Source organism: Aeromonas sp. FDAARGOS 1409 (assembly GCF_019048705.1).
GTDB classification, from domain to species: domain Bacteria; phylum Pseudomonadota; class Gammaproteobacteria; order Enterobacterales; family Aeromonadaceae; genus Aeromonas; species Aeromonas sanarellii.
The window spans coordinates 2,201,839-2,225,805 of record NZ_CP077395.1 but is presented as its reverse complement, the minus strand read 5'-3'; the positions used below and the strand labels follow the sequence as shown (position 1 = coordinate 2,225,805).

The following is a 23,967-nucleotide window of genomic DNA, read 5'->3' as shown; positions in this document are numbered from 1 at the left end:
ACCACAAGGGTATCGACCAGCAAGGAAGAATGCTGAACCCCGGATCCACCCCGCGACCCCTTGCGCCCAATAAAACCCATAAAAAAACCGGCCGCAATGCGGCCGGTCAACAATATACAGCAGGCAGTCAGGGAATGACTTAGAAGTGGTACTGCATGGCCACGCCAACGACGTCGTCGGTGTTCTGGCCAAACTTGTTGTAACCGTCGGACCCTTCGCTGCTCAGCAGGTTGGCCTTGTAGTCAACGTAGATGTCGAAGTTCTCGTTGATGTTGTACCAGGCACCGATGGAGACGTACTCGGTCAGGGTGTCATCCAGGTTCTGGTCGGAATCTTTCACGTCCAGACGGTTATACGCCAGGGACGGCTTCCACTGACCCCAGGTGTACTGCACCACGGCTTCGTAGCCGTTGCTCTCGGAGGCATAGCCGTCGTTGCCGGCCTGGTTCACGTAGACGTGGTTTTCACCGTAGGCATAGGTCGCGGCGGCGTACAGGTTGTTGGCGTTGTACTTGATGCCGACGGCGGTCAGCTTGGCGTCTTCGCTGCCACCGAAGTTGGTGTTGGCAGCCTGATCGGCCGTCTTGCCAGCCTGGTTATAGGCCAGACCCAGGCTGATGCCCATGTCGAAGTTGTAGTTGGCGGACAGGGCGTAACCCTCTTCGGAGCCCCGGGTCCAGCTGGAATCGCTTTCGTTCTGCGCTTCGTTCTCGCCGGTGAACTGGGCACCCAGCACCAGACCGTCGAAGGTGTAGATGTACTGGGCCAGACCGTTGGTACGGCCGGTACCGAAGACTTCGGTCCCCTTGCCCAGGCCATCACCGCCCCACTCCGGCAGGACGTCGGTGTAGTCGTTGACCGCCTTGGCAATCAGGCCGTCCTGACGACCGTAGCTGAAGGCACCGAAGCGATCGTTCTTGATGCCAACATAGGCATAACGCAGCTCATTGTCGGAGCTGTTGGTCGGTACGTTGTACTGCACAAAACCGTTGGCGACGGTTTCGTTGTTGATGCGGGTCTCGCCAGCGATGTTCAGACGCAGGTAGCTCTGGTCGCCGCTCTCGTCGTCGTTGTCGCTGCCGTAATACATGCCTTGAACACGACCACCGATATCAAGCTTGGTACCGTCCTGGTTGTATACGGTAGAAGCCTGTGCACCACCGGCCAGCAGCAGGCTGGAGATGGCCATCGTCAATGCTGTCTTTTTCATTGTTCGTTCCTCTGGTGTAAACACTCTCTGTCAGACCTGTGCTCGGTCGTTTATGATCGGGTCTATGTTCCGATGGCCTAAAGTAGATCCGGAAACCTTGATGGGAACTGAAGCGGGGAACGATTAATTCCAAAAACATGGCATGAACCGTTTGCCCACGACGCCAGGCGTCGTGACAACAATAATCAGCAGAACTTAAAACTAGCTGAATGAGGATGTACAAACAAAAAAGCTGTCATTTATTTCAATGACAGCTTGAACAGTCGATAAAGAGGGCGGATGGACCTGCCAGGGGGCGTGTACGGTTCGTTCGGGCTCGTTCAGGCGGGTTGCCAGCCGCGCATGACCTTCAACAGATCCTTCCAGCTCACTATGCCGACCAGGGCGCCGTTCTCCAGCACCGGCAGGCAGGAGACGTGCTGCTGCAGCATGATGGCGGCGGCGTCTTGCAGGGATAGCTCGGGGGAGATGGTGATGGGGTGGCGGCTCATGATCTGGTGGGCCCGCCGGTTGAGGGTCTCGGTGTCCCGGTTCATCTCGGCATCCGTGTCGAGATAGGGGCTGATGGCGCGCAGCAGATCCCGGTCCGAGATGACACCCACCAGCACCTCATCCTCCACCACCAGCAGGTGACGAAAGTGGGCCTGCTCGAAGATCTCCTTGATGACGCTCAGCCTGTCGTCCATGGAAACGGTCGCCACCCGGGTCGTCATGATCTCTTTAATCAGCATGGTCAGCCTCCTGCCACCAGATGTCTCTGTTATGACACGTTTTTCCTGCCTCAGCCATCCCTCCCGCCCTCAAGTGCAAATTTGTGTCATTTCACGTAAGATCCGCGCCAGTTTTCCTCCTTCACTCGAACCAAGCAGACCCATCCATGATAGTTGCCAGTCAAATCGAACTGATCCGCGGCGGCCGCACGCTGCTGGACAACGCGTCCGCCACCATCCACCCCGGCCACAAGGTGGGTCTGGTGGGCAAGAACGGCTGTGGCAAGTCCACCTTCTTTGCACTGGTGCGGGGCGAGCTGGCCATCGACAACGGCAGCTTCAGCCTGCCCGCCGGCTGGCAGATCGCAGGCGTCGCCCAGGAGACCCCGGCGCTGGAGTGCTCCGCCCTGGAGTACGTGATCGACGGCGACAAGGAGTTCCGCGCCCTGGAGGCCGAGCTCGCCCGGGCCGAGGCGGATGACAACGGTCTGCTGGTGGCCGAGCTGCACGGCAGGCTCGACACCATAGGTGCCTACAGCATTCGCGCGCGCGCAGCCGAGCTGCTGCACGGCCTGGGCTTTGGCGGCGATCAGCTCGACTCGCCGGTGAGAAGTTTCTCCGGCGGCTGGCGCATGCGCCTGAACCTGGCCCAGGCGCTGCTGTGTCGCTCCGATCTGCTGCTGCTCGATGAACCGACCAACCACCTGGATCTGGACGCCGTCATCTGGCTGGAGAAGTGGCTCAAGAGCTACCAGGGCACGCTGGTGCTGATCTCCCACGACCGGGACTTCCTCGACTCCGTGGTCGGGCGCATCATTCATATCGAGAACGGCAAGCTCAACGAATACACCGGCGGCTATTCCGACTTCGAGCTGCAGCGCGCCGAGCAGCTCGCCCAGCAGCAGTCCATGTATGAGAAGCAGCAGCGGGAGATGGCCCACATGCAATCTTATGTGGACCGCTTTCGCTACAAGGCCTCCAAGGCCCGGCAGGCCCAGAGCCGCCTCAAGGCCATGGAGCGGATGGAGAAGATCCTGCCCGCTCACGCCGACTCCGAGTTCAGCTTCGAGTTTCGCGAGCCCTCGGCCCTCCCGACGCCCCTTATCGCCATGGAGAACCTCAGCGCCGGTTACGGCGACAAGGTGATCCTGGAGAAGATCAAGCTAAACCTGGTGCCGGGGTCGCGCATCGGCCTCCTGGGGCGCAATGGCGCCGGCAAGTCCACCTTTATCAAGATGCTGGCGGGCAGCAATCCGCCGCTGTCGGGCAAGCTGGAGGTGAGCGCCGGGGTCAGCATCGGCTACTTCGCCCAGCACCAGCTCGAGACCCTGCGCCTGAACGACTCCCCGCTCGATCATCTGGTGCGACTCGCCCCGGACAAGACGGAGCAGGAGCTTCGCAACTACCTCGGCAGCTTCGGCTTTCACGGCGACAAGGTGCTCGACAAGGTGGCCCCCTTCTCCGGCGGCGAGAAGGCGCGCCTGGTGCTGGCCCTCATCACTTGGCAAAAGCCGAACCTGCTGCTGCTGGATGAACCGACCAACCACCTGGATCTGGAGATGCGCCACGCCCTGACCATGGCGCTGCAAGGGTTCGAAGGGGCCATGGTGGTGGTCTCTCACGACAGGCACCTGCTGCGCACCACCACCGACGACTTCTACCTGGTCCACGGTGGCCGGGTCGAGCCGTTCGACGGGGATCTCGACGACTACCACAAGTGGCTCGGCGAGCAGGAGAAGGAGGCGAACGCCAAGCCGTTGGACGGCCCCGTCTCCGCCAACTCGGCGGTGGCGCGCAAGGATCAGAAGCGCCTCGAGGCCCAGTTCCGCCAGCAGACCCGGCCGCTTCGCCAGAAGCTGGAGAAGCTCGAGGCCGCCATGGAGAAGCTGCAGGGCAGGCTAGCCGACATCGAGCAGCAGTTGGCCGACCCGGCCATCTACGAGGAGGGCGCCAAGGGCAAACTCTCCGAGCTGCTCAAGTCCCAGGGCCCCCTCAAGGAGGAGCTGGAAAACGTCGAGCTGGAGTGGATGAGTCTCTCCGAGGAGCTGGAAGCCATGGAGCAAGCCTTCTTTGCGTGACACACAGCGGATGGAAGGCACCCGAGTGCAGGCCCACGAGCTGCCCAGCCCGCCCGACTTCTGGGCGTGGAGCACTGGGGCCTATGGCCAGCGCAGTCAGGACTGGCTCCATGTCCAGACGCTGGGGGGCAACGTCAATCTGGCCCTGCTGCTGCACCACCTGGATCTGCTCTGCATCCCGGTCGACCTCACGGACTTGCAGCCGGCCCTGGTGCAGACCGAGGCGGTGCTGATCCCCTGGCGCACCCTGCGCCAGCAGGCCAAGGCCAGGCTGGCCGACGACGAGTACCAGACCATGCTGGCCCACGAACTGGAGCTGGAGCGGCTGCAACAGGGGGTCCTGCTGCAGACCCTGCGCGCCCTCACCCTATTTCGCGGCGACAGCCACAACCTGTCGAACTATCTATCGTTACTGGGAGCCCAGCAGGGCCCCCTCAGAGATCTCATATGCTGAGCTACCGCCACGCCTTTCACGCCGGCAACCACGCCGACGTGCTGAAACACGCCGTCCAGGCCCTGATCATCGAGTCCCTCAAGAAGAAGGAGAAACCCTTCATCGTGCTGGACACCCATGCCGGTGGCGGTCTCTACGACCTGCGCGGCGACTGGTCCCAGAAGAAGGCGGAATACGCCGACGGCATAGGTCGGCTGTGGGACGAGCGGGCCCAGTGGTCTGCCATGGCCCCCTATCTGGGCGTCATCGAGGAGATGAATGCGAGCGGCGAGCTGCACTACTACCCGGGTTCCCCCGAGCTGTCGCGCCGCCTTCTCCGCGAGCAGGACAAGCTGGCGCTGATGGAGCTGCACAACAACGAGGTGGAGGATCTGCGCGCCAACATGGGGTACGACCCCCGCGTCGCCGTGCACCATCGCGACGGCTTCGAGGGGCTGGTGGCCCTGCTGCCCCCTACCCCGCGCCGCGGCCTGGTGCTGATCGATCCGCCCTATGAGCTCAAGGAAGACTACTTCGCCGTGGTCGACACCCTTAAGAAGGCGCAGAAGCGCTGGGCCACCGGCATCTATGCCCTCTGGTATCCCATCCTGGGGCAGGAGGCGGACAAGTCCCGCGACATGCTGAAAGCGATCAAGCGGGAGAACTTCGGCAACGTCCTGGTCGCCGAGCTGGAAGTGGCCGGCCAGACTGCCGACTGGGGCATGAACGGCTCCGGCATGCTCATCGTCAGCCCCCCCTGGATGCTGGACGAGCAGATAGAAGCCTTCCTCAAGCCCCTGTGCGCCAAGCTGGCCCAGGGCGCCGGCGCCCAGTACAGGGTGGAGTGGCTGAACAAGGCCGAGGCCTGACTGTTCATCCGCTGCAAACACGACAAAGCCCCGCAAGGGGCTTTTCTATTGCTGCGACCGAGGGGACTAGGCTTGCCTGGCATCCGCTCCTGCGGGCATATCCCGCCACAGCGCCAGAATGAGCAGCGCCAGCAGGGCGAAGGGCGGGGCCAGACAGAGCAGCACGCACAGGACGGTGACAAGCACGGGATGACGGCTCTTGCGCCGGGCCAGTCGCCAGGCCAGGACGCCGACGACGATCATCAGCAGCAGGATAAACAGCACATCGATGTTGGCATTGATGGTCATGAAAGCTCCTTTTTCATGGCAAAAGGCACACTCTAGCGCCGTTGTGGCCCCAGGCAACTCCCGATCCGGTGGGGCTCGCCGGTCGATAGGCTTTTTCTATTTCGCCGATAGATGAGAATGGTTTTCATTTGGTGAAATTCTGGGTGATACTGCCTTCATCGCCAGAGGAGACACCAACATGAAAAAGACCATCAGCTTCGCCATCTTGCACTTCAGTGTCGCCTTCACCGTGGCTTACCTGCTGACCGGCGAGCTGCTGACCGCCAGCCTGATCGCCCTCATCGAGCCCGCCGTCAACACCGTCGCCTTCTACTTCCACGACCTTGGCTGGCACAGGCTCAAACCCGATCACAGCCTGCAGGCCAAGACCAGCAGCTTCGCCCTGGTCCACTTCTCGGTGGCCTTCGGTGTCGCCTACCTGTTGAGCGGCGAGCTGCTCACCGGCGGCGTGATGGCACTGATCGAACCTGCCATCAACACCGTCGTCTTCTTCTTCCACGAGCGGCTGTGGCGCAGCCGCCAGCCACTGGCGCTGGCCGGCGTCTGATTGTAATGCAGGGCCGCCCGGCGCAAAAAAGCGCTCGGCGGCCTCGTGCCATTATGTTCTAGTAGCGGAATCCCCCCTTGCTGGAACCCTATGGATGAACAAGATCTTGCTTGGCACCCTGCTGTTTTCCCCTCTGCTGGCCGCGGCGGCCACCCCGTCCTTCGATTGCGCCAAGGCGAAAGGCGCCGCCGAAACCCTCATCTGCAAGGATGCCGGACTGGCGGCGCTGGATAACGAGCTGTCAGCCCTCTATCCCAAGGCGATTGCCGGGTTCTCCCCCGAGCAGCAGAAGACGGAGCGCGCCATCCAGCGCGGCTGGATCAAGGGGCGCAACGACTGCTGGAAGGCGGGCGACCTGCGCCAGTGCGTGGAAGAGAGCTACCAGATACGGATCACCGAGCTGCAGATCAAGGGCGGCCAGCTGAGGGTGCCGACGCCGGTGGACTACCAGTGCGGCAAGCACGTCACCCTCTCCACCTACTTCTACAACGAGGCCAAGCGGCCCGCCGCCATGATCAACCTGAGCGAGGGGGACAACCAGCAGCAGGTGCTCGCCTATGAGACCCCCAGCGCCAGCGGCGCCCGCTACGAGGGGCAAAACCTCACCCTCTTTACCAAGGGAAGCGACGCCAGGCTGGAGCGCCATGGTCAGCCCACCCTCGCCTGCAACGAGATCCCGGGCAACTGATCCCCCGCCCGGCCAGGGGCCGGGCAACCACTTCCGTACAGGCAGCAAGAGGGTCACCAACAGGTGGCCGCTCGCCCCCCTTTTTCCTATCCCCTGCCCCCTCTCGCCAATCCGGCCCGGGCGCCAGGCTTTCGGGCTGGCGTCCATTTGTTGATCTTGCCCGGCAATTCGCCATTTCCTCCTTTCCCTTCGCTCGCGGGCCGTTAATATAGCCAATTGGCAACATACGCCTCGTCGGAGTCTCCCATGAGCCATGCCAACCCTCTCGCAGGTAACGTGCAGCAGACTGGAGGCTGAGATCCAGTGCGGTAGCGTCGCCAAAGGGCGCGACCGGCAAGAGGTAAGTGACTGATTCAACCATGTCGAGTGGAGTGAATGTATGGAAACGCACGCACTGCATCGGGGTCGGCTGATCGACCATCTCCAGTTGGTGGTGAAAGACCTGGCCGCCAGCGAGCGCTTTTACAGGGCCATACTGGCCACCCTCGATGTGCCAATCGGCGGCGCGGGTGAGGGTTACTTCTGGGCTGACGAGCTGTTTGTCACCGCCATCGACAGCCCGGCTGCGCTCGGCGCACTGACCGGTCGCCACCATCTCGCTTTCCAGGCGCAGGACAGGGCCACGGTGGATCGCTTCTATCAGGCAGCCCTGGCCCACGGCGGCCAGGACAACGGCGCCCCCGGCGAGCGGGTCTATCACCCCGGCTATTACGCCGCCTTTGTCCTCGACCCCGACGGCAATAATATCGAAGCTGTGTATCACGGCGAGGCAAAGCGCAGTGCAGAATCGGTGGAAATTCGGTTTTAGATAAAGAACGGAACGCCAGTGATATGGGCCTCGCCATTGTGCAGCGAGGTGACTACGCCTTGCTCAACATAGTGATACCCTGATTTTCTTAGTACCGTACTTTTACAGGAGTAAAGGAAAAGCAAGCATAGGAAGTTAAAATAATACAAAAAGACATAGACTCAAGCAGGCACTATTATAATTTAAAGCAAATTTTCAGTAATTTTAGCAATGTCGAAGCAGTGTTACACGGAAGGGTTAAATATCTGATTATTAACGTCTTTCACCTAATCTGATGTAATCTGTAAAAATGGGAGAAATACATTGTCCGCAAATGTTACTTTTATCGAACAAAATGCACCAATAGATGAATATGGACGTGCACTTTATGCTGTTTGCAGATCTGTGCTTAGAGCACTTATTGACTCTATCTCAGATGAGGACTTGAGGGATATCAACACACCATTAGATCAAGTACGGATGAGGCAGCTAGCGAAAATTGCTCGTCTTGAGCGCGACAAAGGGATGCGAGGCGATGGTTTTGAGTGGGCAGTACACGAAGCGATCCTTGGCAAAGAGCCGAGTGTAATAAATCCTGTAAGTCATGCAATGAGACGAGCATCAAAATACGTTAAAGACTCTGAACCAACCTCATTACTGTTTGGGCAAGAACGAGCAAAATATTTAGGCTTTCTTGATGCAGTAGTTGATGAGGCAGGAACTGACTCTTACCTGTTACCACAAGGGAGTGGAAAGCCTTTTCGGTTTGGCCCTTGGGTTCAAATCGCTGCTCGTGGACATACAGCCGAGGCAGAACTAAACAATAGAATCAAAAAAATATGGAAGACAGATCTTTTTCTATCTGCCTCAGATGACCCTCGATATTTTGCTGCTACGATAAAGTCAAATTTTGCACAACTAGAAGGTGGTGCTGGCCTTAGAATAGGCATAGTTCCTGAATCTACGCACTTCAACAACAATAGCGGTGTTAAATATAGTCAAAAACATGGGTTATGGCTCGTAACATTAGCTGACCCTAACGGATTCATGGGTCTATTTAATGATGCTTATCATGCAGTTGCCAGGGCTATCTGCACATTAGGTAAACAAGAGCAACCTCCATATTTCATCAAGCCAAGCGCTAAAGCCCAGAAGATACAAGAGCAGATTGAAAAATATCCAGACGCCAAAGCGCTAGAAATTGAAGATGCATTGAATGATGCAGCTCAACAAGACTTGGTAGCTAGCACGCATAAACTTATAAGCGTAAATGCCCCTGACTGGCTGCATGTTAAAGCTATGGCACCCAAAATAATTTCTCCGAAGCCAAAATTTATTAAACTAGATTAGCACATAGGTTCTAATAACTCGTAGGCTCGAATAGCGAAGCGTATCAGACAGCAGCGAAGAATCATCACACCGGTAGCCGGATAATCGTCAGGCGCCCTTCCAACGATCATTCTGCCGCGATCGTCTGATTACGCTTCGCTAATCAGACCTACAAAAGAGATATTTCCCTCCCTCCTTCAGGATCGGGAAATCCCCCCTGCCACTGACCTATAGTGAGCCCCTACTCGAACAACCTTTGCGAGCAACACCATGTATATCGGCGAATTTGCCCGGCTGGCGGGCACCACCCCAAAAGCAATCCGTCTCTACGAGCAGCTCGGGCTGCTGCCCGAGCCCAGGCGGCGCGGCAAGTATCGCGTCTACCGGGCCGAGGATCTGGAGTGGGTCGGCTTTATCCGCGAGGCCCAGCGGCTTGGCTGCAAGCTCGGGGAGCTGGTTCCCCTGCTCGCGGGCGTCACCAGCCTCGACCACTTCCCCTGGCAAAGGGTGGAGCAGCTTATCGCGGACAAGCTGGCACAGATCGAAGCGGAGGTCGCCAGGCTGCAACGCCAGCACCAGGGCCTGAGCCAGTGCGCCACGCTGCTGGCGCAGCACCCTTGCCGCTATGGTGCCCCGGTCCGGCACGCCCCCGACGCTCAGGATCATCCCGCAGCAGCGGATCGGGGGCAAAAGGTGGCTTGACTCTGTCCCATGGGACAAGGGGTGTAATGGAGGCTCACTGCAAGGAGCCATGCCATGACCCCCAACCTGCTTGTTCTCAACGGCAACCCCAAACCCGACAGCCTCTGCCACGCCCTCGCCCGGGAGTATGCCTGCGGCGCCGAGGAGGGGGGCGCCCGCGTCACCCTGCATCACGTGGGAGGGCTCGCCTTCGAGCCGGACCTGCACCACGGCTATGACGAGGCGCAGCCCCTCGAGCCCGATCTGCAGGCGGTGCAGCAGAGCCTGGCGCAGGCCCACCATCTGGTGATCGTCGCCCCCGTCTGGTGGGGCCACCTGCCTGCCCGCCTCAAGGGGCTGCTGGATCGCACCCTGCTGCCGGGCTTCGCCTTTCGCTACCAGCCGGGGAAGGCGCACCCGGAGCGGCTGCTCGCCGGCAAGACGGCGCGCCTGCTGCTCACCATGGACAGCCCCCCCTGGTATTACCGCTGGTGGCAGGGCGCCCCCGTGGAGCGTACCCTGGACCAGCCGGTGCTGGGGCTGTGCGGCATCCGGCTGACCCACCGCCAGCATCTGGGGCCCGTCCACACCTCGGATGAGGCGGCCCGCCAGCGCTGGCTCACTCAAGCCGGGGCCGCCGCCCGCCAGGATGTGCGGCGGCTGGGCAGACGCCCCGCCTAACCCCTGCCATGGGCATTTTTTTGCCCATAAAAAAGCCCCGCCATGGCGGGGCTTTTTGTCATGGATGGCGCGGGTTATTTCACCGCGACCGCCTCCGTCAGGGGGCTCTGAAACTCCTGCTCGGCATCGGCAAAGCGTTCCAGCATGGCCTGGGAGGGGGCCTTGTCCAGCAGGCTGAACACCACGATCGCCAGGGTGGCAAACAGGAAGCCCGGGATGATCTCGTACAGCCCCAGCCAGCCGAACTGCTTCCAGACGATGACGGTCAGGGCGCCTACCAGCATGCCCGCCAGGGCGCCGTTACGGGTCATGCGCGACCAGAGCACGGAGAGCAGCACCACGGGGCCGAAGGCGGCACCGAAGCCGGCCCAGGCGTAGCTCACCAGCCCCAGCACCCGGTTTTCCGGGTTCACGGCCACGGCGATGGCGATGAGGGAGATCAGCAGCACCATGGCGCGGCCGACCCACACCAGCTCTTTCTGGGAGGCGTTCTTGCGCAGGAAGGGCTTGTAGAGATCCTCGGTGATGGCGCTGGAGCAGACCAGCAGCTGGCAGCTGAGGGTACTCATCACCGCCGCCAGGATGGCGGAGAGCAGCACGCCGGCGACCCAGGGGTTGAACAGGATCTTGGAGAGCTCGATAAAGACGCGCTCCGGGTTGCCGGTGACGCCGGTCGCCTGCTCGGCGAAGGTGGCGAAGTAGGCCAGACCGAAGAAGCCGATGGCCACGGCGCCGCCCAGGCACAGGATCATCCAGGTCATGCTGATGCGACGGGCGCTGGCCATAGAGTGGTGGGAGTCCGCCGCCATGAAGCGCGCCAGGATGTGGGGCTGGCCGAAGTAGCCCAGGCCCCAGGCCATCAGAGAGATGATGGCGATGAAGTCCAGGTTCTTGAACATGTCGAGGTTGCTGGCGTTCTGCGCCGCCACCTGCACCATGGCGGTGTCGATGCCGCCCACGGCGATGATGACGAACACAGGAGTCAGGATGAGGGCGAAGATCATCAGGGTCGCCTGCACGGTGTCGGTCCAGCTTACCGCGAGGAAGCCGCCGAAGAAGGTGTAGGTGATGGTGGCCGCGGCACCGATCCAGAGGGCGGTGTCATAGCTCATGCCGAAGGTGCTCTCGAACAAGCGGGCACCGGCCACCACGCCGGAGGCGCAGTAGATGGTGAAGAACAGCAGGATCACCAGGGCGGAGAGGATGCGCAGCACCCGGCTCTTGTCTTCGAAGCGGTAGGTGAAATAGTCCGGCAGGGTCAGGGCGTTGCGGTTCTTCTCGGTGTGAACCCGCAGCCGACCGGCCACCCAGCGCCAGTTGAAGTAGGCGCCGATGATGAGGCCGATGGCGATCCAGCTCTCGGAGATGCCGCCGATGAAGACAGCGCCAGGCAGGCCCATCAGGAGCCAGCCACTCATGTCGGAGGCACCGGCGGAGAGGGCGGTCACCCAGCTCCCCATCCGGCGGCCGCCGAGAATGTAGTCGTCAAAGTTGCGGGTGGCGCGATAGGCGATGAAGCCGATCAACACCATCCCGAGGATGTACACCAGAAAGGTGATGAGCATTGGGGTGCTAGCTGTCATTCAAAACTCCGTTATGTGACGTCTGTGTCCGTTCTTGTGACGGACTCTTCCTTAAAAAACCGGCCTAGAGTAATCAGCAGATCGCCTGATCACAACCATTTTTAACAAATAAAAAACACACAGAAAACGTTTAACACCTAATCAAGTAACCACTCAGAGCCATAAGGGCCGGATTTTATCCTAACCAACCAGGAATTTCCCCTGACCCCCCCCTCCCCGAAGACACAAAAAAGCCCCGGCAGTGGCCAGGGCTCGCAATCCGGGACCGGGGCTCAGCGGTTGATGGCGATGGGCATGCCGCTGCGCTGCTCCAGGGCCTGCTTGACCAGCTGGGAGTCGCTGTCCGCGTGGGCGATGAAACGGGTCACCGCGGTGGACATGGGCAGCGGCGCAGGCAGGCTGGAGTCGAACTCCTCCTGGTTGCGGGAGAGCGGCTGGTGCACTTCCAGATAGCGGCGGCCATCCGGCTCGACAGAAGCCTTGATGGGCTGGTTGACGAACTGGACCCGGGTACCGACCGGGACCTGCTTGAACAGGTACTCGATGTCGTCGTTGCGCAGGCGCACGCAGCCGTGGCTCACCCGCAGGCCGATGCCGAACTGGGCGTTGGTGCCGTGGATGGCGTACATCTTGCCGATGTAGAGCGCAAACAGCCCCATGGGGTTGTCCGGGCCGGCCGGCCAGACCGCGGGCAGGGTCTCGCCGCGGGCGGCGTACTCGGCGTGCATCTTGGCCGTAGGGGTCCAGGTCGGGCCCGCCTTCTTGCGCTGCACGCTGGTCACCCAGTCTTCCGGGGTGTCGGTGCCGAGCTGGCCGATGCCGATGGGCAGCACTTCCACCACCTTCTTGCCCTTCGGGTAGTAGTAGAGGCGCATCTCGGCCACGTTCAGCACTATGCCCTCACGGGGGGCATCCGGCAGGATCAGCTGGTGCGGGATGACCAGCTTCTCGCCCGCCTGCAGTAGCAGGGGATCCGCCTTGGGATTAGCCTCCAGCATGTTGGTCAGGCCGAGCTGGAACTTGGCGGCGGCCGCCTCCAGGGGCTGGCCGGCCTCTTCGGGCGACACCACGTAGTCCAGGTTCTCGCCCACCAGGCGGCTGTTGGCCGCAGGCAGGGCATATTCGATGGCGAAGGCGGGCATGGCGGTCAGGATCAGACCGCAGCACAGGGCGGCCGCCGTGTTGTGGAGGAGCTTCATAACTTTCCTGTGATAAGGGGATGGATCAGCACTCTGGCCAGACCGGGAGCGGCTTGCACACCCGGGGCGACGAGAAGGCCGCCATTTTTCTCCTCTGTCTTGCAAATTTCAACCGCCACGTGGCGACGGGTCGGCGATTAAATAGGGGGCGGCGCCCCTCCCCCCATATCACGTGAAAAGCAGCATCAACCATTTTTCCAGGCATGCATGTCATAACCAGTTGGCGACTGATGCAGGCGCAGATGGAATTGCTCGATAATGGCAAATATGTGGTCGAATATATCAGCCTGTATCCCCTCGTACTCGGCCCAGGCGGTGGTCGCCGTGAAGCAGTAGATCTCGAGCGGCAGGCCGTCCGGGGTCGGTGCCAGCTGGCGCACCATCAGGGTCATGTCCTTGCGAATGCCCGGATGGGCGCGCAGGTAGGCATCGAGGTAGGCCCGCAGGGTCCCCAGGTTGGTGAGATGGCGGCCATTGATGGGGCAGCTGATGGCATCGCTGAGCTGCTGGTTGTAGCTGCTGAGTTCCTGCTCCTTGCGGCTGAGATAGGGGGCCAGCAATCTGGCCTGCTTGAGCCGCAACTGCTCCTCCGAGGTGAGGAAGCGCACGCTGGTCATGTCGATGTTGACGCTGCGCTTGATGCGCCGGCCACCCGACTCTGTCATCCCCTGCCAGTTCTTGAAGGAGTCGGAGATAAGGGCATAGGTGGGGATGGTGGTGATGGTCTTGTCCCAGTTCGACACCTTGACCGTGGTGAGGCCGATGTCGGTCACCTCGCCGTCCGCCCCGTACTTGTCCATCTGCAGCCAGTCACCGACGCTCAGCATGCGGTTGGCGGAGAGCTGGATCCCGGCCACCAGGCCCAGGATGGGATCCTTGAACACCAGCATCAGGACCGCGGTCATGGCCCCCAGGCCGCTGAACAGGAAGAGTGGCGACTTGCCGAGCAGCAGGGCGATCATCAGGATGCCCACCAGGATGCTGGCCACCAGTTTCACCCCCTGGAAGATGCCGCGCAGGGGCAGATCCCGTCCGAGCCGGGTATGGCGGCTCACCGACAGCAGGCAGTCGAGCAGGGCGAACAGCGCCAGCAGCAGGAACAGCAGGATCCAGAGCTGGGCCACCAGTTCGATCAGTTGCAGGCTGTCGGACGCCCTGGGCAGCCAGATCTCCGCCTGACCCAGCAGCACGGCCCCCTGCAGCACGAAGGCGAGCCGGTAGAAGAGCCGCTGCTGCAGCTGGGGCGGCAGCCACACCTGCTTGGTCTTGCCGAGCAGGGCCACCAGACGTACCAGCAGGATGCGATGCAGTACCAGGTGCAGCACCAGGGCGGTCAGCACGATGAACCCCAGGGCGATCACCAGGGCCATCATGGCGGTAACCTCTACTCCCAGACTGGCAAGCCAGTCGAAAAACATCTTCTTCATCGCACTCTCCGCAATATCACACTGCGGTCAGGGTACGTATCTGGTCCGTCATGTCAAATGACAGGCCGCTCACTGGGCGCCGGAAATGACAACGCCCGGCACAGGCCGGGCGTTGATTCGCTGCGAGGTGGCGTCAGCCGACCAGGCTCAGGGCATCGCGGGCGATGACCAGCTCTTCGTTGGTGGGCATCACCATGGCCAGACGGCTCTCTTTGGTGGTGATGGGGCCTTCACCGCCCAGCACGGCGGCGTTGTTGGTCTCCTTGTCGACCTTGAAGCCGAACAGGGCCAGGCGCTCCAGCACCATCTCGCGCACCATGGCGGCGTTCTCGCCGATGCCGCCGGTGAACACCAGGGCGTCCAGGCGACCGCCCATGGCGGCGGCGTAGGCGCCCACATACTTGGCCACCCGGTAGGTGAAGACGTCCAGCGCACGCTTGGCACCGGCGTCGGTGGCGTAGTTGGAGGTGACGTAGCGGCAGTCACTGCTCGCCTCGGTCATGCCCAGCAGGCCGGACTCGCGGGTCAGGGTGTGGTTGATCTGCTCCACGCTGTAACCGAGCTGGTCGTGCATGAAGAAGACCACGGCGGGGTCGATGTCACCGGAGCGGGTGCCCATCGCCAGCCCTTCCAGCGGGGTCAGGCCCATGGAGGTGTCGACGGACTCGCCGCCACGGATGGCGCAGACGGAGGCGCCGTTGCCCAGGTGGCAGTTGATGATGTTGAGCTCTTCGAGCGGCTTGCCGAGCGCCTTGGCGGTCTCTTCGGCGATGAAGCGGTGGGAGGTGCCGTGGGCGCCGTAACGGCGGATGCCGTTCTCCTTGTAGAGCCTGTAGGGCAGCGCGTAGAGGTAGGCCTCCTCTGGCAGGGTCTGGTGGAAGGCGGTGTCGAACACGGCCACGTTCTTCTCGGCCAGGGCCGGGAACACCTTGAGGGCGGCACGGATGCCGATGAGGTGCGCCGGGTTGTGCAGGGGGGCGAACGGGATGGCGGCCTCGATGCCGGCGATCACGCCCTCATCGATGCGCACGGAGCGGGAGAACTGCTCGCCGCCGTGCACAATGCGATGGCCGATGGCCACCAGCTGCTCGGCCAGCGCGGGATCCTGGGGCAGGATGTGACCCACTATGTGGTCGAGGGCTTCCTGGTGCGCGGCACCCGCGCCCAGCATGGCCTCGCCCTTGACCCCGTGGAGTTTCCATTTGATGCGTGCATCGTCCAGATTGAAGCATTCGGCCAGGCCGGACAGCATGTCCTCACCCGTTTCGGCGTCCATTACGGCAAATTTCAGGGAAGAGCTACCGCAGTTAAGGATCAATACCAACTTGCTCATGTTCTACATCTTCCTGTGCTTCGGCTTTATGCCGACAGTGTCGTGTCATCCAGCGATGGATGGGATTCCCCTGCCGGGGGCTTATGGTCGCAGGAAAGTGCGCCCAATTTTTCAAACTGTCTGGCGCCGACCGCCAACTCTGGGCCTGGCGCGCTTATCCTTTCAAACTGTCTGGCGCCGACTCATAGTCTGGCGCGCTTATCCTTTCAAACTCTCTGGCGCCGACTCATAGTCTGGCGCACTCATAGAATCATCGATTCGGTCTGCGCAGTGCGCTCCGCAGGCGGCCGGTACGGGCGATCAGAGCCCGGCCAGCAGATCCCGGTGCACCTTGACCACCAGCTTCTTCACCTGAGCCGGCGAGTGGGGGGTGCAGAGGGGGCGATGCAGTTCTCCCGGCCAGAAGATGGCAAAGTCGCCGGGCTGCAACGCCAGATAACTGGTCTGTTCGTCGTCGACGAACCAGAGATCGGGGTAAGGATGATCGGCGCCCTCCCCCTCATAAACATGGGGACCGACGCCGATCCACTCCTCGCCGCGCAGCAGCAGCTGGATGTCCAGGTACTGCTGATGGAACTCGCCGCGGCGATCCGCCACCGGCTCGGTCAGATCCTCGCTCACCAGGCAGAACAGCCTGAGGCCGTCTATCTCCTGTTTGCCGAGGGGGGCGTTCAGCCAGCGCTCGACGCCCTTCACCACCTCGACCATGATGCGGTCCAGCGGGGCGGGCAAGGGGGTGCGTTGCAGGGTATTCAGACTGCCGGTGATCATGGGGCTCGCATCCTTAGGTTTATCCGTGGTCCATCTTTCTTCATCAACGAAAAAGGACCCGCAAAGGTCCTTTTTGTGGTGTCACCTGCTATCCGTGCAGGCTTGAACTGCGTCTCTCGCAACGAGGACGCCGGCTCACTGTTGCACAGCCGCCCGCACCTTGCCAAGAGATAGTCGCTCGTTCACTCGATGATCGTACCAGTTGAAACAATATTATTCACTACCCAATCTCCCCTGACTTTGACCAGACGCAAAAACGGGAGCATCTGCTCCCGTTTTTTTCGCATCACCTGGTGATAACCGGTGCCATTCAAACCTTGCCGGCGTTTTCCACCGGCTTGGCGTACATGGCGCGCCAGATGGCCTTGTGCTCTTGTGGCACCTCCGACTGGCGGGTCAGGAAGGCGGTCTGCTCTATGGTGCTGGCCTTGCCGGGCACATCCGCCGCCAGATAGTTGCCGGGGAAGAGGCGATAGCTGCTCCAGATGGCCTTGTCGATCAGGGCGGCCAGCTCGTCCGGATCGCTGAACCCCTCGGTGATGGGGGTGCCGAAGGAGACGTGTACCCGCCCCTTCTGGCCGACGATGCCGGCGACTATGCTCTCGATGTCCTCGAACTCACCCTTCTCGTAGCTGCCGTTGACCGATTTCTCGTAGAGCTCGCGCGCCTTGGCCTTGTCAGTGGGATCCAGCTCGTAGCTGATGCTGACCGGCACTATGTTGAGGCTGCGCATATAGTCAACGAACTCGATCTTCTGCTTCTTGCCGTCCACGTAGAACATCTTGAGGATGGCCGGATCCGTCTTGTCATCCCCGTCCTTGGCGCGCCCTTCCTTCTGGGCGATCCAGATGGAGTGGCCTTCGTGCACCGACTGGCCTATGTAGGCCGACAGCTCGCCGAGGGCCTTCATCATCTCCCGCGGCCCCTTGGCGGAGCGCTTGACGATGAAGCTCTTGTTGAGCTTCATCAGCTCGGTGGCGCAGGGCTTGCGCAGCAGGTTGTCACCGATGGCGATGCGCACGGTATCGAAGCCGTGGGTATGCAGACCCCAGTTGACGAACGCCGGATCCATGGCGATGTCCCTGTGGTTGGAGACGAACAGGTAACCCTGCTCCTTCTTCAGGTGCTCCAGGCCGGAGAAGCTCACCCCCTGGGTGGAGGTGGCGATCATCCGGGTCATGTAGCGGGTCACCCCCATCTGCACCTGGTGAACCGTGCTGACCTTGGCCCACTTGTGGCGCAGGAACTGGCGGATCAGCGGGCGGATGGCCCAGCCCAACCAGCTCATCAGGGAACCGAAACGGTATTTGGCGATGGCGCCGATAAACTCGTCATCCTGGATCAGCCGCTCGATGGCAGCCGGCACTTCTTCATCGCGATAGGGGCGAATGTCCGCGAATCTGTCTACTTCTGTCACAATGTCTGCCTTGCAAGTATGGAGTCGCGGCCAGCGTCTGCCGGCCGGGAAAATTCAGGGCGCAATTTTACACGCTTTTGTGGTCAGGGGTATGAGACGCATACAGATAGTGCGATCTTGCCGTGAAAAAGCCCTCTGTGGACCGGGCGCCATCGCGAGCCGTGCCGAGGGAATGCGGGCTGGTGTCGGTTAGACGGCGGGGTTGATCCGCGCGGTGAGGACATGATCCTCCCAGCGGCCGTTGATCATCAGGTAGTCCCGGGCATAGCCTTCCCGCTCGAAGCCGAGCCGCGTGAGCAGGGCGCCGCTGCGCAGGTTGGCGGGCATGTAGCTCGCCATGATGCGGTGCAGGCCGAACTCATGGAACAGGTAGTCGATGCCGGCGCTCACCACCTCCCGCATCAACCCCTGCCCCTCGTGCGCCTGGTCGATGGCATAGCCCAGGTGGCACGCCTTGAACATACCCATCATGATCTGGGTGAAGTTGCAGGTGGCCAGCACCCGCTCCCCCTGGGGGTCGAGCGCCACCAGTTGCACGGCGCTGCCGTCGAAGAACTGGCCGTAACCGTCGCGCAGGCGCGCCTGCCAGTGGGCCAGGGTATAGAAGCTCTCGTCCCGCCTGGGTTCCCAGAGGGCGAGGTGGGCGCGGTTGCGCAGGTAGAAATCCAGCATCAGACCGGCCCGCTCCGGGGGCAGCACGGTCATCCGGGTACGGGCCGTGACGAGATGGGGCAGCGTCGTCATCTTTCCCCCCGGAAGTGGGAGGCGGACAGGAGGGCCATCAGTGCTCCCTCTGCCTGAGCCATTCGTCCCGCAGCAGACCGTAGTTGACATGGTCCACCACCCTGTCCGCCAGCCGCTCCGCCCGCCGGGTCACCCCCTCCTGCACCATGCCGAGCCGCTCGCACACCGCCCGGCTCGCCTCGTTCTCCAGGGCGGCGCTGATCTCCACCTTCTCCATCCCCATCTCCTCGAAGGCGTGATGGATCAGGGCCTGGCAGGCCCGGGTGATGATGCCGTGCCCCTGCCAGCGCTCCGCCAGCCAGTAACCGATGCAGACCTTGGCCAGCTCATGATCGATCCGGTTGTAGCCGATGACGCCGACCACCTCTCCCTGATACTCGATGGCTGTGGTCAGCCCCTCGCCCCGGGCAAATTTCTCGATGGCATGGCGGATGAAGGTGGCGCTGTCCGAGGGTTGCTGGATATGGGGCACCCAGGGCAGCCACTGACTCAGGTAGTCGCGATTGCGCTGGCAGAGGCGAAAGAGTTCGCTGGCCATGTCGGGTTGCAGGAACAGGAGCGCCAGCTCGTCATCCAGTTGCCATGAAAACATCGCCACTCCCCCTGTTTTGACCCGGCATGCGCCGTCATGGGAGCCAATGTAGTCAATCAATCCCTTGTTTGCCAAGGACTTTCGGCGCGCCTCCCCCGCTGGCAACCCCCATATGGCGATGCCCATCCGGGTGCGTTATCGAGCATGTCATCAATCTCGCCGTCCATTGGATTAACACACTAAAAACGCCCGGTTTTTTGGATGATAAGTGCCACAAAAGTGAATTGTGCTACCCACTTTCTCTGCCCTGTGACAAATGACAGGCCGTTATTTCCCCCCTTCCCACTAGTGTAAGAGCGCCGGGCAACGGACTCGGCGTGCAATTTTCATCGACTAAGGAAAGACGAGATGAACAAAGTCTATTTGGCCGTGGTACTGGCCTGCTGGGGAAGCGCCGCCGTGGCGGCAGAACAGGTGGAAGTGAATCGGGTCGCAGGCCTTCAGGGGGCACCGAGCGGCGCCGCCGGGGTCAGCGCCCTGGCCGGGGATGGCGAGTTTCGGCAGGTGCGGGCGGTCAAGCTGCCCAATGGCCAGCAGCGGGTGCGCTATGAGCAGACCTGGCACGGCATCCCGGTCTGGGGCCAGGTGCTGGTGGCCGAGCACTCCCTCGGTGGCCAGATAAGCCAGGTTTCCGGCACCATGCTGCGCCAGATCGAGGCCGATCTGGCGAGCCCGACCGCCGCCCTCTCCCCCAGCGATGCCGCCAGCAAGGCGCGTGCCGGCGCCAAGGGCAGCAACGAGCGGGTCAAGCTGTTCGTGGTCCAGGATGATGCCGGCCAGGCCCGGCTGGTCTACCTGGTCTCCTGGCTGGCGGCGAGCGAGCAGCCGAGCCGCCCCTTCGTGATGATCGACGCCCAGACCGGCAGCGAGCTCAAGCGCTGGGAGGGGATCAACCACAAGGACGCCACAGGCCCGGGCGGCAACATCAAGACCGGCAAGTACTTCTACGGCGCCGACTTCGGTCCCCTCCAGGTGGACGACAGCTGCCGCATGAGCAGCGCCAACGTGGACACCGTCAACCTCAACCACGCCACCAGTGGCGGCGCCGTGCACCAGTTCACCTGCCCGGAGAACACGGTCAAGGAGATCAACGGTGCCTACTCGCCGCTCAACGACGCCCACTACTTCGGCAATGTGGTGTTCGACATGTACCGCAACTGGTACAACACGGCGCCGCTGAGCTTCAAGCTCAAGATGCGGGTGCACTACAGCCGCAACTACGAGAACGCCTTCTGGGACGGCAGCCAGATGACCTTCGGTGACGGCGCCACCACCTTCTACCCGCTGGTGAGTCTGGACGTGGCGGCCCACGAGGTGAGCCACGGCTTCACCGAGCAGAACTCGGGCCTGGTCTACTCCGGCCAGTCGGGCGGCATCAACGAGGCCTTCTCCGACATGGCGGGGGAAGCGGCCGAGTACTACATGAAGGGCAGCAACGACTGGCTGGTGGGGGCCCAGATCTTCAAGGGCAACGGCTCACTGCGCTACTTCGAGGACCCGACCCGGGACGGCAGCTCCATCGGCCACGCCAGCGATTACTATGACGGCATCGATGTGCACCACAGCTCGGGGGTCTACAACCGCGCCTTCTACCTGCTGGCCAACACCGGCGGCTGGAATACCCGCAAGGCGTTCGAGGTGTTCGTGCTGGCCAACCGCCTCTATTGGGGCGCCAACACCACCTTCGATCAGGGCGCCTGCGGCGTGACCAAGGCGGCCACGGATCTCGGCTACAGCCTGACCGATGTGGCGGCAGCCTTCACCGCGGTCGGTGTCAATGCCAGCTGTGGCACCACGCCGCAACCGGGCAGCGTGCTGCAGAACGGGGTGCCGGTGACCGGCCTCGCCGCCGCCAAGGGGGGCAAGCTGAGCTACACCATAGAGGTGCCCGCCGGCAAGAGCCAGCTGGTGGTCGCCAGCAGCGGCGGCACCGGGGATGCGGATCTCTACGTGAAGTTCGGCTCGGCCCCGACCAGCACCAGCTATGACTGCCGCCCCTACAAGAGCGGCAACGCCGAGACCTGCACCCTGAATGCGCCCAAGGCGGGCACCTGGCATGTGCAGCTGAGCGGGTTCAGCGCCTTCTCCGGCGTGACCCTCAAGGCCAGCTACTGAGCCTGAACAGACATAAACGGGAATAAGAGAAGAGCGCCGGCCTGGTCCGGCGCTTTTTCATTCCCGCTTGCCCGCCCAGCGCCGGGCCAGGGTGCGGGCCGCCTCCAGCACCCGCTCCTTGGCAGGATTGGGCCGTTTTCCGCTGCGCCAGGCCATCATGACGTCCCAGTGATCCGGCGGCAGATCCACCACGTCCAGCTTCACCAGGCGACCGAACTCCAGATCCCGGGTGATGGCGAGCGCCGGCATCAGGGTGATGAAGCCGTGCTCCAGCGCCAGCTCCCGCGCCGCGCTGGCGGGCTGGATTGCGTGCAGCGGGCTCGCCACCTGGCGCAGCAGCCGCAGCTGCAGGATCAGCTCGTCGCAGCCCGTGCCCCACTGCTGGGGAGCCAGCCGCTCGTTGGCGATGTCCTGCAGGGTCAGCCCCTGCCGCCCGGCCAGGGGATGGGTGGCGCAGGCCACGGCGATGATGGGGGAACGGTAGAGCAGCTCGAGCTGGATGCCGGCGATGGCGGGACACTTGAGAATGAAGCCGACGTCGGTCTCGCCGGTCAGCAGCTCCTGCATGATGATGCCGGAGTGATCCGTGTTGCAGCGGATCTCGAAGGACTCGTCCACCAGGGCCAGCAGCAGGGGACCGAACACCGCCGTGGTCAGAGAGGGCAGGCAGGAGAGCCGGATCCGCGGCAGGGCCGGCGCCCCCTGCATCGCGAGCCGCCCCCCTTCCAGCGCCGTCAGGGCCGCGGTCGCCGCCGGCAGAAACTGCTCGCAGGCCGGAGTCGGGGTGGCGCCACGGCGGTGGCGACGGAACAAGGACTGGCCCAGCTCCTGTTCCAGCACGGCGATCCGCTGGCTGACCATGGGTTGTGACCAGCCGCGAATGGCCGCCACCTTGCTGAAGCTGCCACGGTTGGCCACATCCAGCAGCAATTGCAAATCGTCGAGTGTCACAGCCATAACCAAATCCAATATGAAATATAGCCAGTTGTCGGCTACCACTATATCTGGCGCCCCACCAGAATAGCAGCATCAATCGTCATGAAATGGCAAAACGCCACCGAGTCAGGGACTTGTCATCGCCCTTGGCTCTGTTTGGTGACGGCGCCATTCGGGCAAAAAGACAAAACGACAATATCAACGAAGCGAACAGAGGTAACAGGATCATGGTGGAGCGGGCGAGGCGGTTGGGGCGGTGGTTCTTGGCATTGGATTCCCTCCTGGTGATCCTCGGCTTCTTCGTGGTCATGCCCATGATCAGCCTGCGCTTCGTGGATCAGCTCGGCTGGGCCGCCGGAGTGGTCGGGCTGGCGCTGGGCCTGCGCCAGCTGACCCAGCAGGGGCTGGGGGTCTTTGGCGGCTCCCTCGCCGACAAGTTCGGAGCCCGCCCGCTCATCGTCTGCGGCATGCTGCTGCGGGCGCTGGGATTTGCCAGCCTGGCTTATGCCCAGAGCGGGCTGGAACTCATCCTCTCCTGCGTCATCTCGGGCCTCGGCGGCTGCCTGTTCGATCCCCCCCGCGCCGCCCTGGTGATCAAGTTCACCCGGCCACGGGAACGGGGTCGCTACATCTCCCTGCTGATGATGCTGGAGAGCGCCGGCGCCGTGGTGGGCGCCCTGCTCGGCAGCTGGCTGCTGAACTTCGACTTCGAGTATGTCTGCCTGCTGGGAGCCGGCCTGTTCGTCTGCGCCGCCCTGTGCAACCTGCTGATCCTGCCCCCCTACAAGCTCTCGGTGCGACCGACACCGATCCGCGACGGCCTCGGCCAGGTGCTGGCGGACAAGGCCTTCTGCCGGCTGGTGCTGATCCTGAGCGGCTACTACGCGCTCTGGGTGCAGGTCATGCTGATCTTCCCCATCCTGGTCAAGCAGATGGCGGGCAGCACCACGGCGGTGGGCTGGATGTATACCCTGGAGACCGCCATCTCCCTGGCCCTGCTCTACCCCCTGGCCCGCTACGGCGAGCGCCACTTCAAGCTGGAGAACCGCCTGATGGCCGGGGTCTTGCTGATGACGGCGGGGATAGGCCTGGTCGCCTTCGCCACCACCCTGCCCGCCGTCTTCCTGCTGCTCGCCTGCTTCTACCTCGGCATCGTCATCGCCGAGCCGGCGCGGGAGACGCTGATGACCAAGCTGGCCCAACCCGGGGCGCGCGGCAGCTACATGGGCTTCAGCCGGCTGGGGCTGGCGCTCGGCGGCATGACGGGTTACGTGGGGGGCGGCGCCCTGCACGACTACGCCATGGCCCAGGGGCAACCCTGGCTGCCCTGGCTGGTGCTCGGCACCGTCGGTGTCACCACCTTGCTGCTGCTGGCAAACTGCTTCCAGCGCGGCTCTCGTCTGGCCGGGGTCAATGCCTGAGCCCCTGGCAATCATGCCATTCCAACCCGGGCGTCCTTCTCTTGAAGGGCGCCCTTTTTTACCTTCTCCTTGCATTGCCCTCCCTCTCGTCACCGCCCATCTACCCGAAAAGCGCCCATAAAAAAAGC

At 62.3% G+C, this 23,967-nt stretch carries 23 protein-coding genes; 11 read left to right on the top strand and 12 right to left on the bottom strand.

Features of this window, described 5'->3' with window-relative positions; genetic code table 11:
• Positions 1-139 precede the first annotated feature (139 nt).
• Both I6L39_RS10590 and I6L39_RS10585 read right to left on the bottom strand, forming a co-directional pair.
• Entirely contained in the window at positions 140-1,210 is a 1,071-nt protein-coding gene (locus I6L39_RS10590) for a porin (protein WP_042073981.1), read from the bottom strand.
• A 320-nt stretch (positions 1,211-1,530) separates the two neighbouring features.
• A complete protein-coding gene (locus I6L39_RS10585; protein ID WP_042073983.1) occupies positions 1,531-1,941 on the bottom strand; it encodes a CBS domain-containing protein in 411 nt (136 codons plus the stop codon).
• Positions 1,942-2,087: 146 nt separating this feature from the next.
• Here I6L39_RS10585 and I6L39_RS10580 point away from each other — a divergent pair, with 146 nt between their 5' ends.
• Genes I6L39_RS10580 through I6L39_RS10570 form a run of 3 tightly spaced genes read left to right on the top strand, consistent with a single transcriptional unit; the run spans position 2,088 to position 5,300 of the window.
• Complete coding sequence (locus I6L39_RS10580) at positions 2,088-3,998, top strand: ABC transporter ATP-binding protein (RefSeq protein ID WP_216989627.1); 1,911 nt, start codon at positions 2,088-2,090, stop codon at positions 3,996-3,998.
• On the top strand, positions 3,991-4,452 hold the full coding sequence (locus tag I6L39_RS10575; protein ID WP_042073986.1) for a DUF2390 domain-containing protein: 462 nt from the start codon (positions 3,991-3,993) through the stop codon (positions 4,450-4,452). Before I6L39_RS10580 ends, I6L39_RS10575 begins: the two co-directional genes overlap by 8 nt.
• Positions 4,446-5,300 carry a 23S rRNA (adenine(2030)-N(6))-methyltransferase RlmJ gene (locus I6L39_RS10570; protein WP_042073988.1) on the top strand — a complete coding sequence of 285 codons (855 nt, stop codon included), beginning with the start codon at positions 4,446-4,448 and terminating at the stop codon, positions 5,298-5,300. Before I6L39_RS10575 ends, I6L39_RS10570 begins: the two co-directional genes overlap by 7 nt.
• A 66-nt stretch (positions 5,301-5,366) precedes the next feature.
• On the opposite strand, the gene I6L39_RS10565 is transcribed toward I6L39_RS10570, so the two are convergent.
• The gene (locus I6L39_RS10565) at positions 5,367-5,588 is read right to left on the bottom strand and encodes a hypothetical protein (protein ID WP_216989626.1); all 222 of its coding nucleotides are present in this window, start codon (positions 5,586-5,588) and stop codon (positions 5,367-5,369) included.
• Positions 5,589-5,766: 178 nt separating this feature from the next.
• Here I6L39_RS10565 and I6L39_RS10560 point away from each other — a divergent pair, with 178 nt between their 5' ends.
• The 6 genes from I6L39_RS10560 to I6L39_RS10535 all read left to right on the top strand — a co-directional run bounded on the left by I6L39_RS10560 (position 5,767) and on the right by I6L39_RS10535 (position 10,301).
• Positions 5,767-6,135 carry a DUF2061 domain-containing protein gene (locus I6L39_RS10560; protein WP_216989625.1) on the top strand — a complete coding sequence of 123 codons (369 nt, stop codon included), beginning with the start codon at positions 5,767-5,769 and terminating at the stop codon, positions 6,133-6,135.
• A gap of 94 nt (positions 6,136-6,229) precedes the next feature.
• A complete protein-coding gene (locus tag I6L39_RS10555; RefSeq protein WP_216989624.1) occupies positions 6,230-6,823 on the top strand; it encodes an MliC family protein in 594 nt (197 codons plus the stop codon).
• 379 nt (positions 6,824-7,202) lie between these two features.
• On the top strand, positions 7,203-7,631 hold the full coding sequence (locus I6L39_RS10550; protein ID WP_216989623.1) for a VOC family protein: 429 nt from the start codon (positions 7,203-7,205) through the stop codon (positions 7,629-7,631).
• A gap of 303 nt (positions 7,632-7,934) precedes the next feature.
• Entirely contained in the window at positions 7,935-8,960 is a 1,026-nt protein-coding gene (locus I6L39_RS10545; RefSeq protein WP_201887919.1) for a hypothetical protein, read from the top strand.
• A gap of 249 nt (positions 8,961-9,209) precedes the next feature.
• Positions 9,210-9,641 (top strand): MerR family transcriptional regulator, encoded by a 432-nt coding sequence (locus tag I6L39_RS10540; RefSeq protein ID WP_216989622.1) that lies wholly within the window; start codon positions 9,210-9,212, stop codon positions 9,639-9,641.
• 54 nt (positions 9,642-9,695) lie between these two features.
• Positions 9,696-10,301 carry an NAD(P)H-dependent oxidoreductase gene (locus I6L39_RS10535; RefSeq protein ID WP_216989621.1) on the top strand — a complete coding sequence of 202 codons (606 nt, stop codon included), beginning with the start codon at positions 9,696-9,698 and terminating at the stop codon, positions 10,299-10,301.
• A 74-nt stretch (positions 10,302-10,375) separates the two neighbouring features.
• Here the strand turns inward: I6L39_RS10535 and putP are convergent, their stop codons facing one another.
• From putP to I6L39_RS10495, 8 genes are all read right to left on the bottom strand, one after another.
• A complete protein-coding gene (gene putP / locus I6L39_RS10530) occupies positions 10,376-11,884 on the bottom strand; it encodes a sodium/proline symporter PutP (RefSeq protein ID WP_216989620.1) in 1,509 nt (502 codons plus the stop codon).
• A gap of 272 nt (positions 11,885-12,156) precedes the next feature.
• Positions 12,157-13,083 carry a L,D-transpeptidase family protein gene (locus I6L39_RS10525; RefSeq protein WP_209795048.1) on the bottom strand — a complete coding sequence of 309 codons (927 nt, stop codon included), beginning with the start codon at positions 13,081-13,083 and terminating at the stop codon, positions 12,157-12,159.
• Positions 13,084-13,268: 185 nt separating this feature from the next.
• Positions 13,269-14,510 carry a mechanosensitive ion channel family protein gene (locus tag I6L39_RS10520; RefSeq protein WP_042074000.1) on the bottom strand — a complete coding sequence of 414 codons (1,242 nt, stop codon included), beginning with the start codon at positions 14,508-14,510 and terminating at the stop codon, positions 13,269-13,271.
• A 133-nt stretch (positions 14,511-14,643) separates the two neighbouring features.
• Positions 14,644-15,843: an acetate kinase gene (locus I6L39_RS10515; protein ID WP_216989619.1), complete on the bottom strand. Its 1,200-nt coding sequence runs from the start codon at positions 15,841-15,843 to the stop codon at positions 14,644-14,646.
• Between the two features lie 300 nt (positions 15,844-16,143).
• Positions 16,144-16,614, bottom strand: a complete 471-nt coding sequence (locus tag I6L39_RS10510) for a YhcH/YjgK/YiaL family protein (RefSeq protein WP_216989618.1) — start codon at positions 16,612-16,614, stop codon at positions 16,144-16,146.
• Between the two features lie 310 nt (positions 16,615-16,924).
• Entirely contained in the window at positions 16,925-18,031 is a 1,107-nt protein-coding gene (locus I6L39_RS10505; protein WP_216989617.1) for a 1-acyl-sn-glycerol-3-phosphate acyltransferase, read from the bottom strand.
• A 189-nt stretch (positions 18,032-18,220) separates the two neighbouring features.
• Complete coding sequence (locus I6L39_RS10500; RefSeq protein WP_216989616.1) at positions 18,221-18,775, bottom strand: GNAT family N-acetyltransferase; 555 nt, start codon at positions 18,773-18,775, stop codon at positions 18,221-18,223.
• Positions 18,776-18,812: 37 nt separating this feature from the next.
• On the bottom strand, positions 18,813-19,367 hold the full coding sequence (locus I6L39_RS10495) for a GNAT family N-acetyltransferase (RefSeq protein ID WP_209795053.1): 555 nt from the start codon (positions 19,365-19,367) through the stop codon (positions 18,813-18,815).
• 348 nt (positions 19,368-19,715) lie between these two features.
• On the opposite strand from I6L39_RS10495, the gene I6L39_RS10490 reads away from it, so the two are divergent.
• Complete coding sequence (locus I6L39_RS10490; RefSeq protein ID WP_216989615.1) at positions 19,716-21,482, top strand: M4 family metallopeptidase; 1,767 nt, start codon at positions 19,716-19,718, stop codon at positions 21,480-21,482.
• Positions 21,483-21,539: 57 nt separating this feature from the next.
• On the opposite strand, the gene I6L39_RS10485 is transcribed toward I6L39_RS10490, so the two are convergent.
• On the bottom strand, positions 21,540-22,439 hold the full coding sequence (locus tag I6L39_RS10485) for a LysR family transcriptional regulator (RefSeq protein WP_042074010.1): 900 nt from the start codon (positions 22,437-22,439) through the stop codon (positions 21,540-21,542).
• A 206-nt stretch (positions 22,440-22,645) separates the two neighbouring features.
• Between I6L39_RS10485 and mdtH the strand changes: the two genes are divergently transcribed.
• Entirely contained in the window at positions 22,646-23,839 is a 1,194-nt protein-coding gene (gene mdtH / locus I6L39_RS10480; RefSeq protein WP_042074011.1) for a multidrug efflux MFS transporter MdtH, read from the top strand.
• Positions 23,840-23,967: the final 128 nt, after the last annotated feature.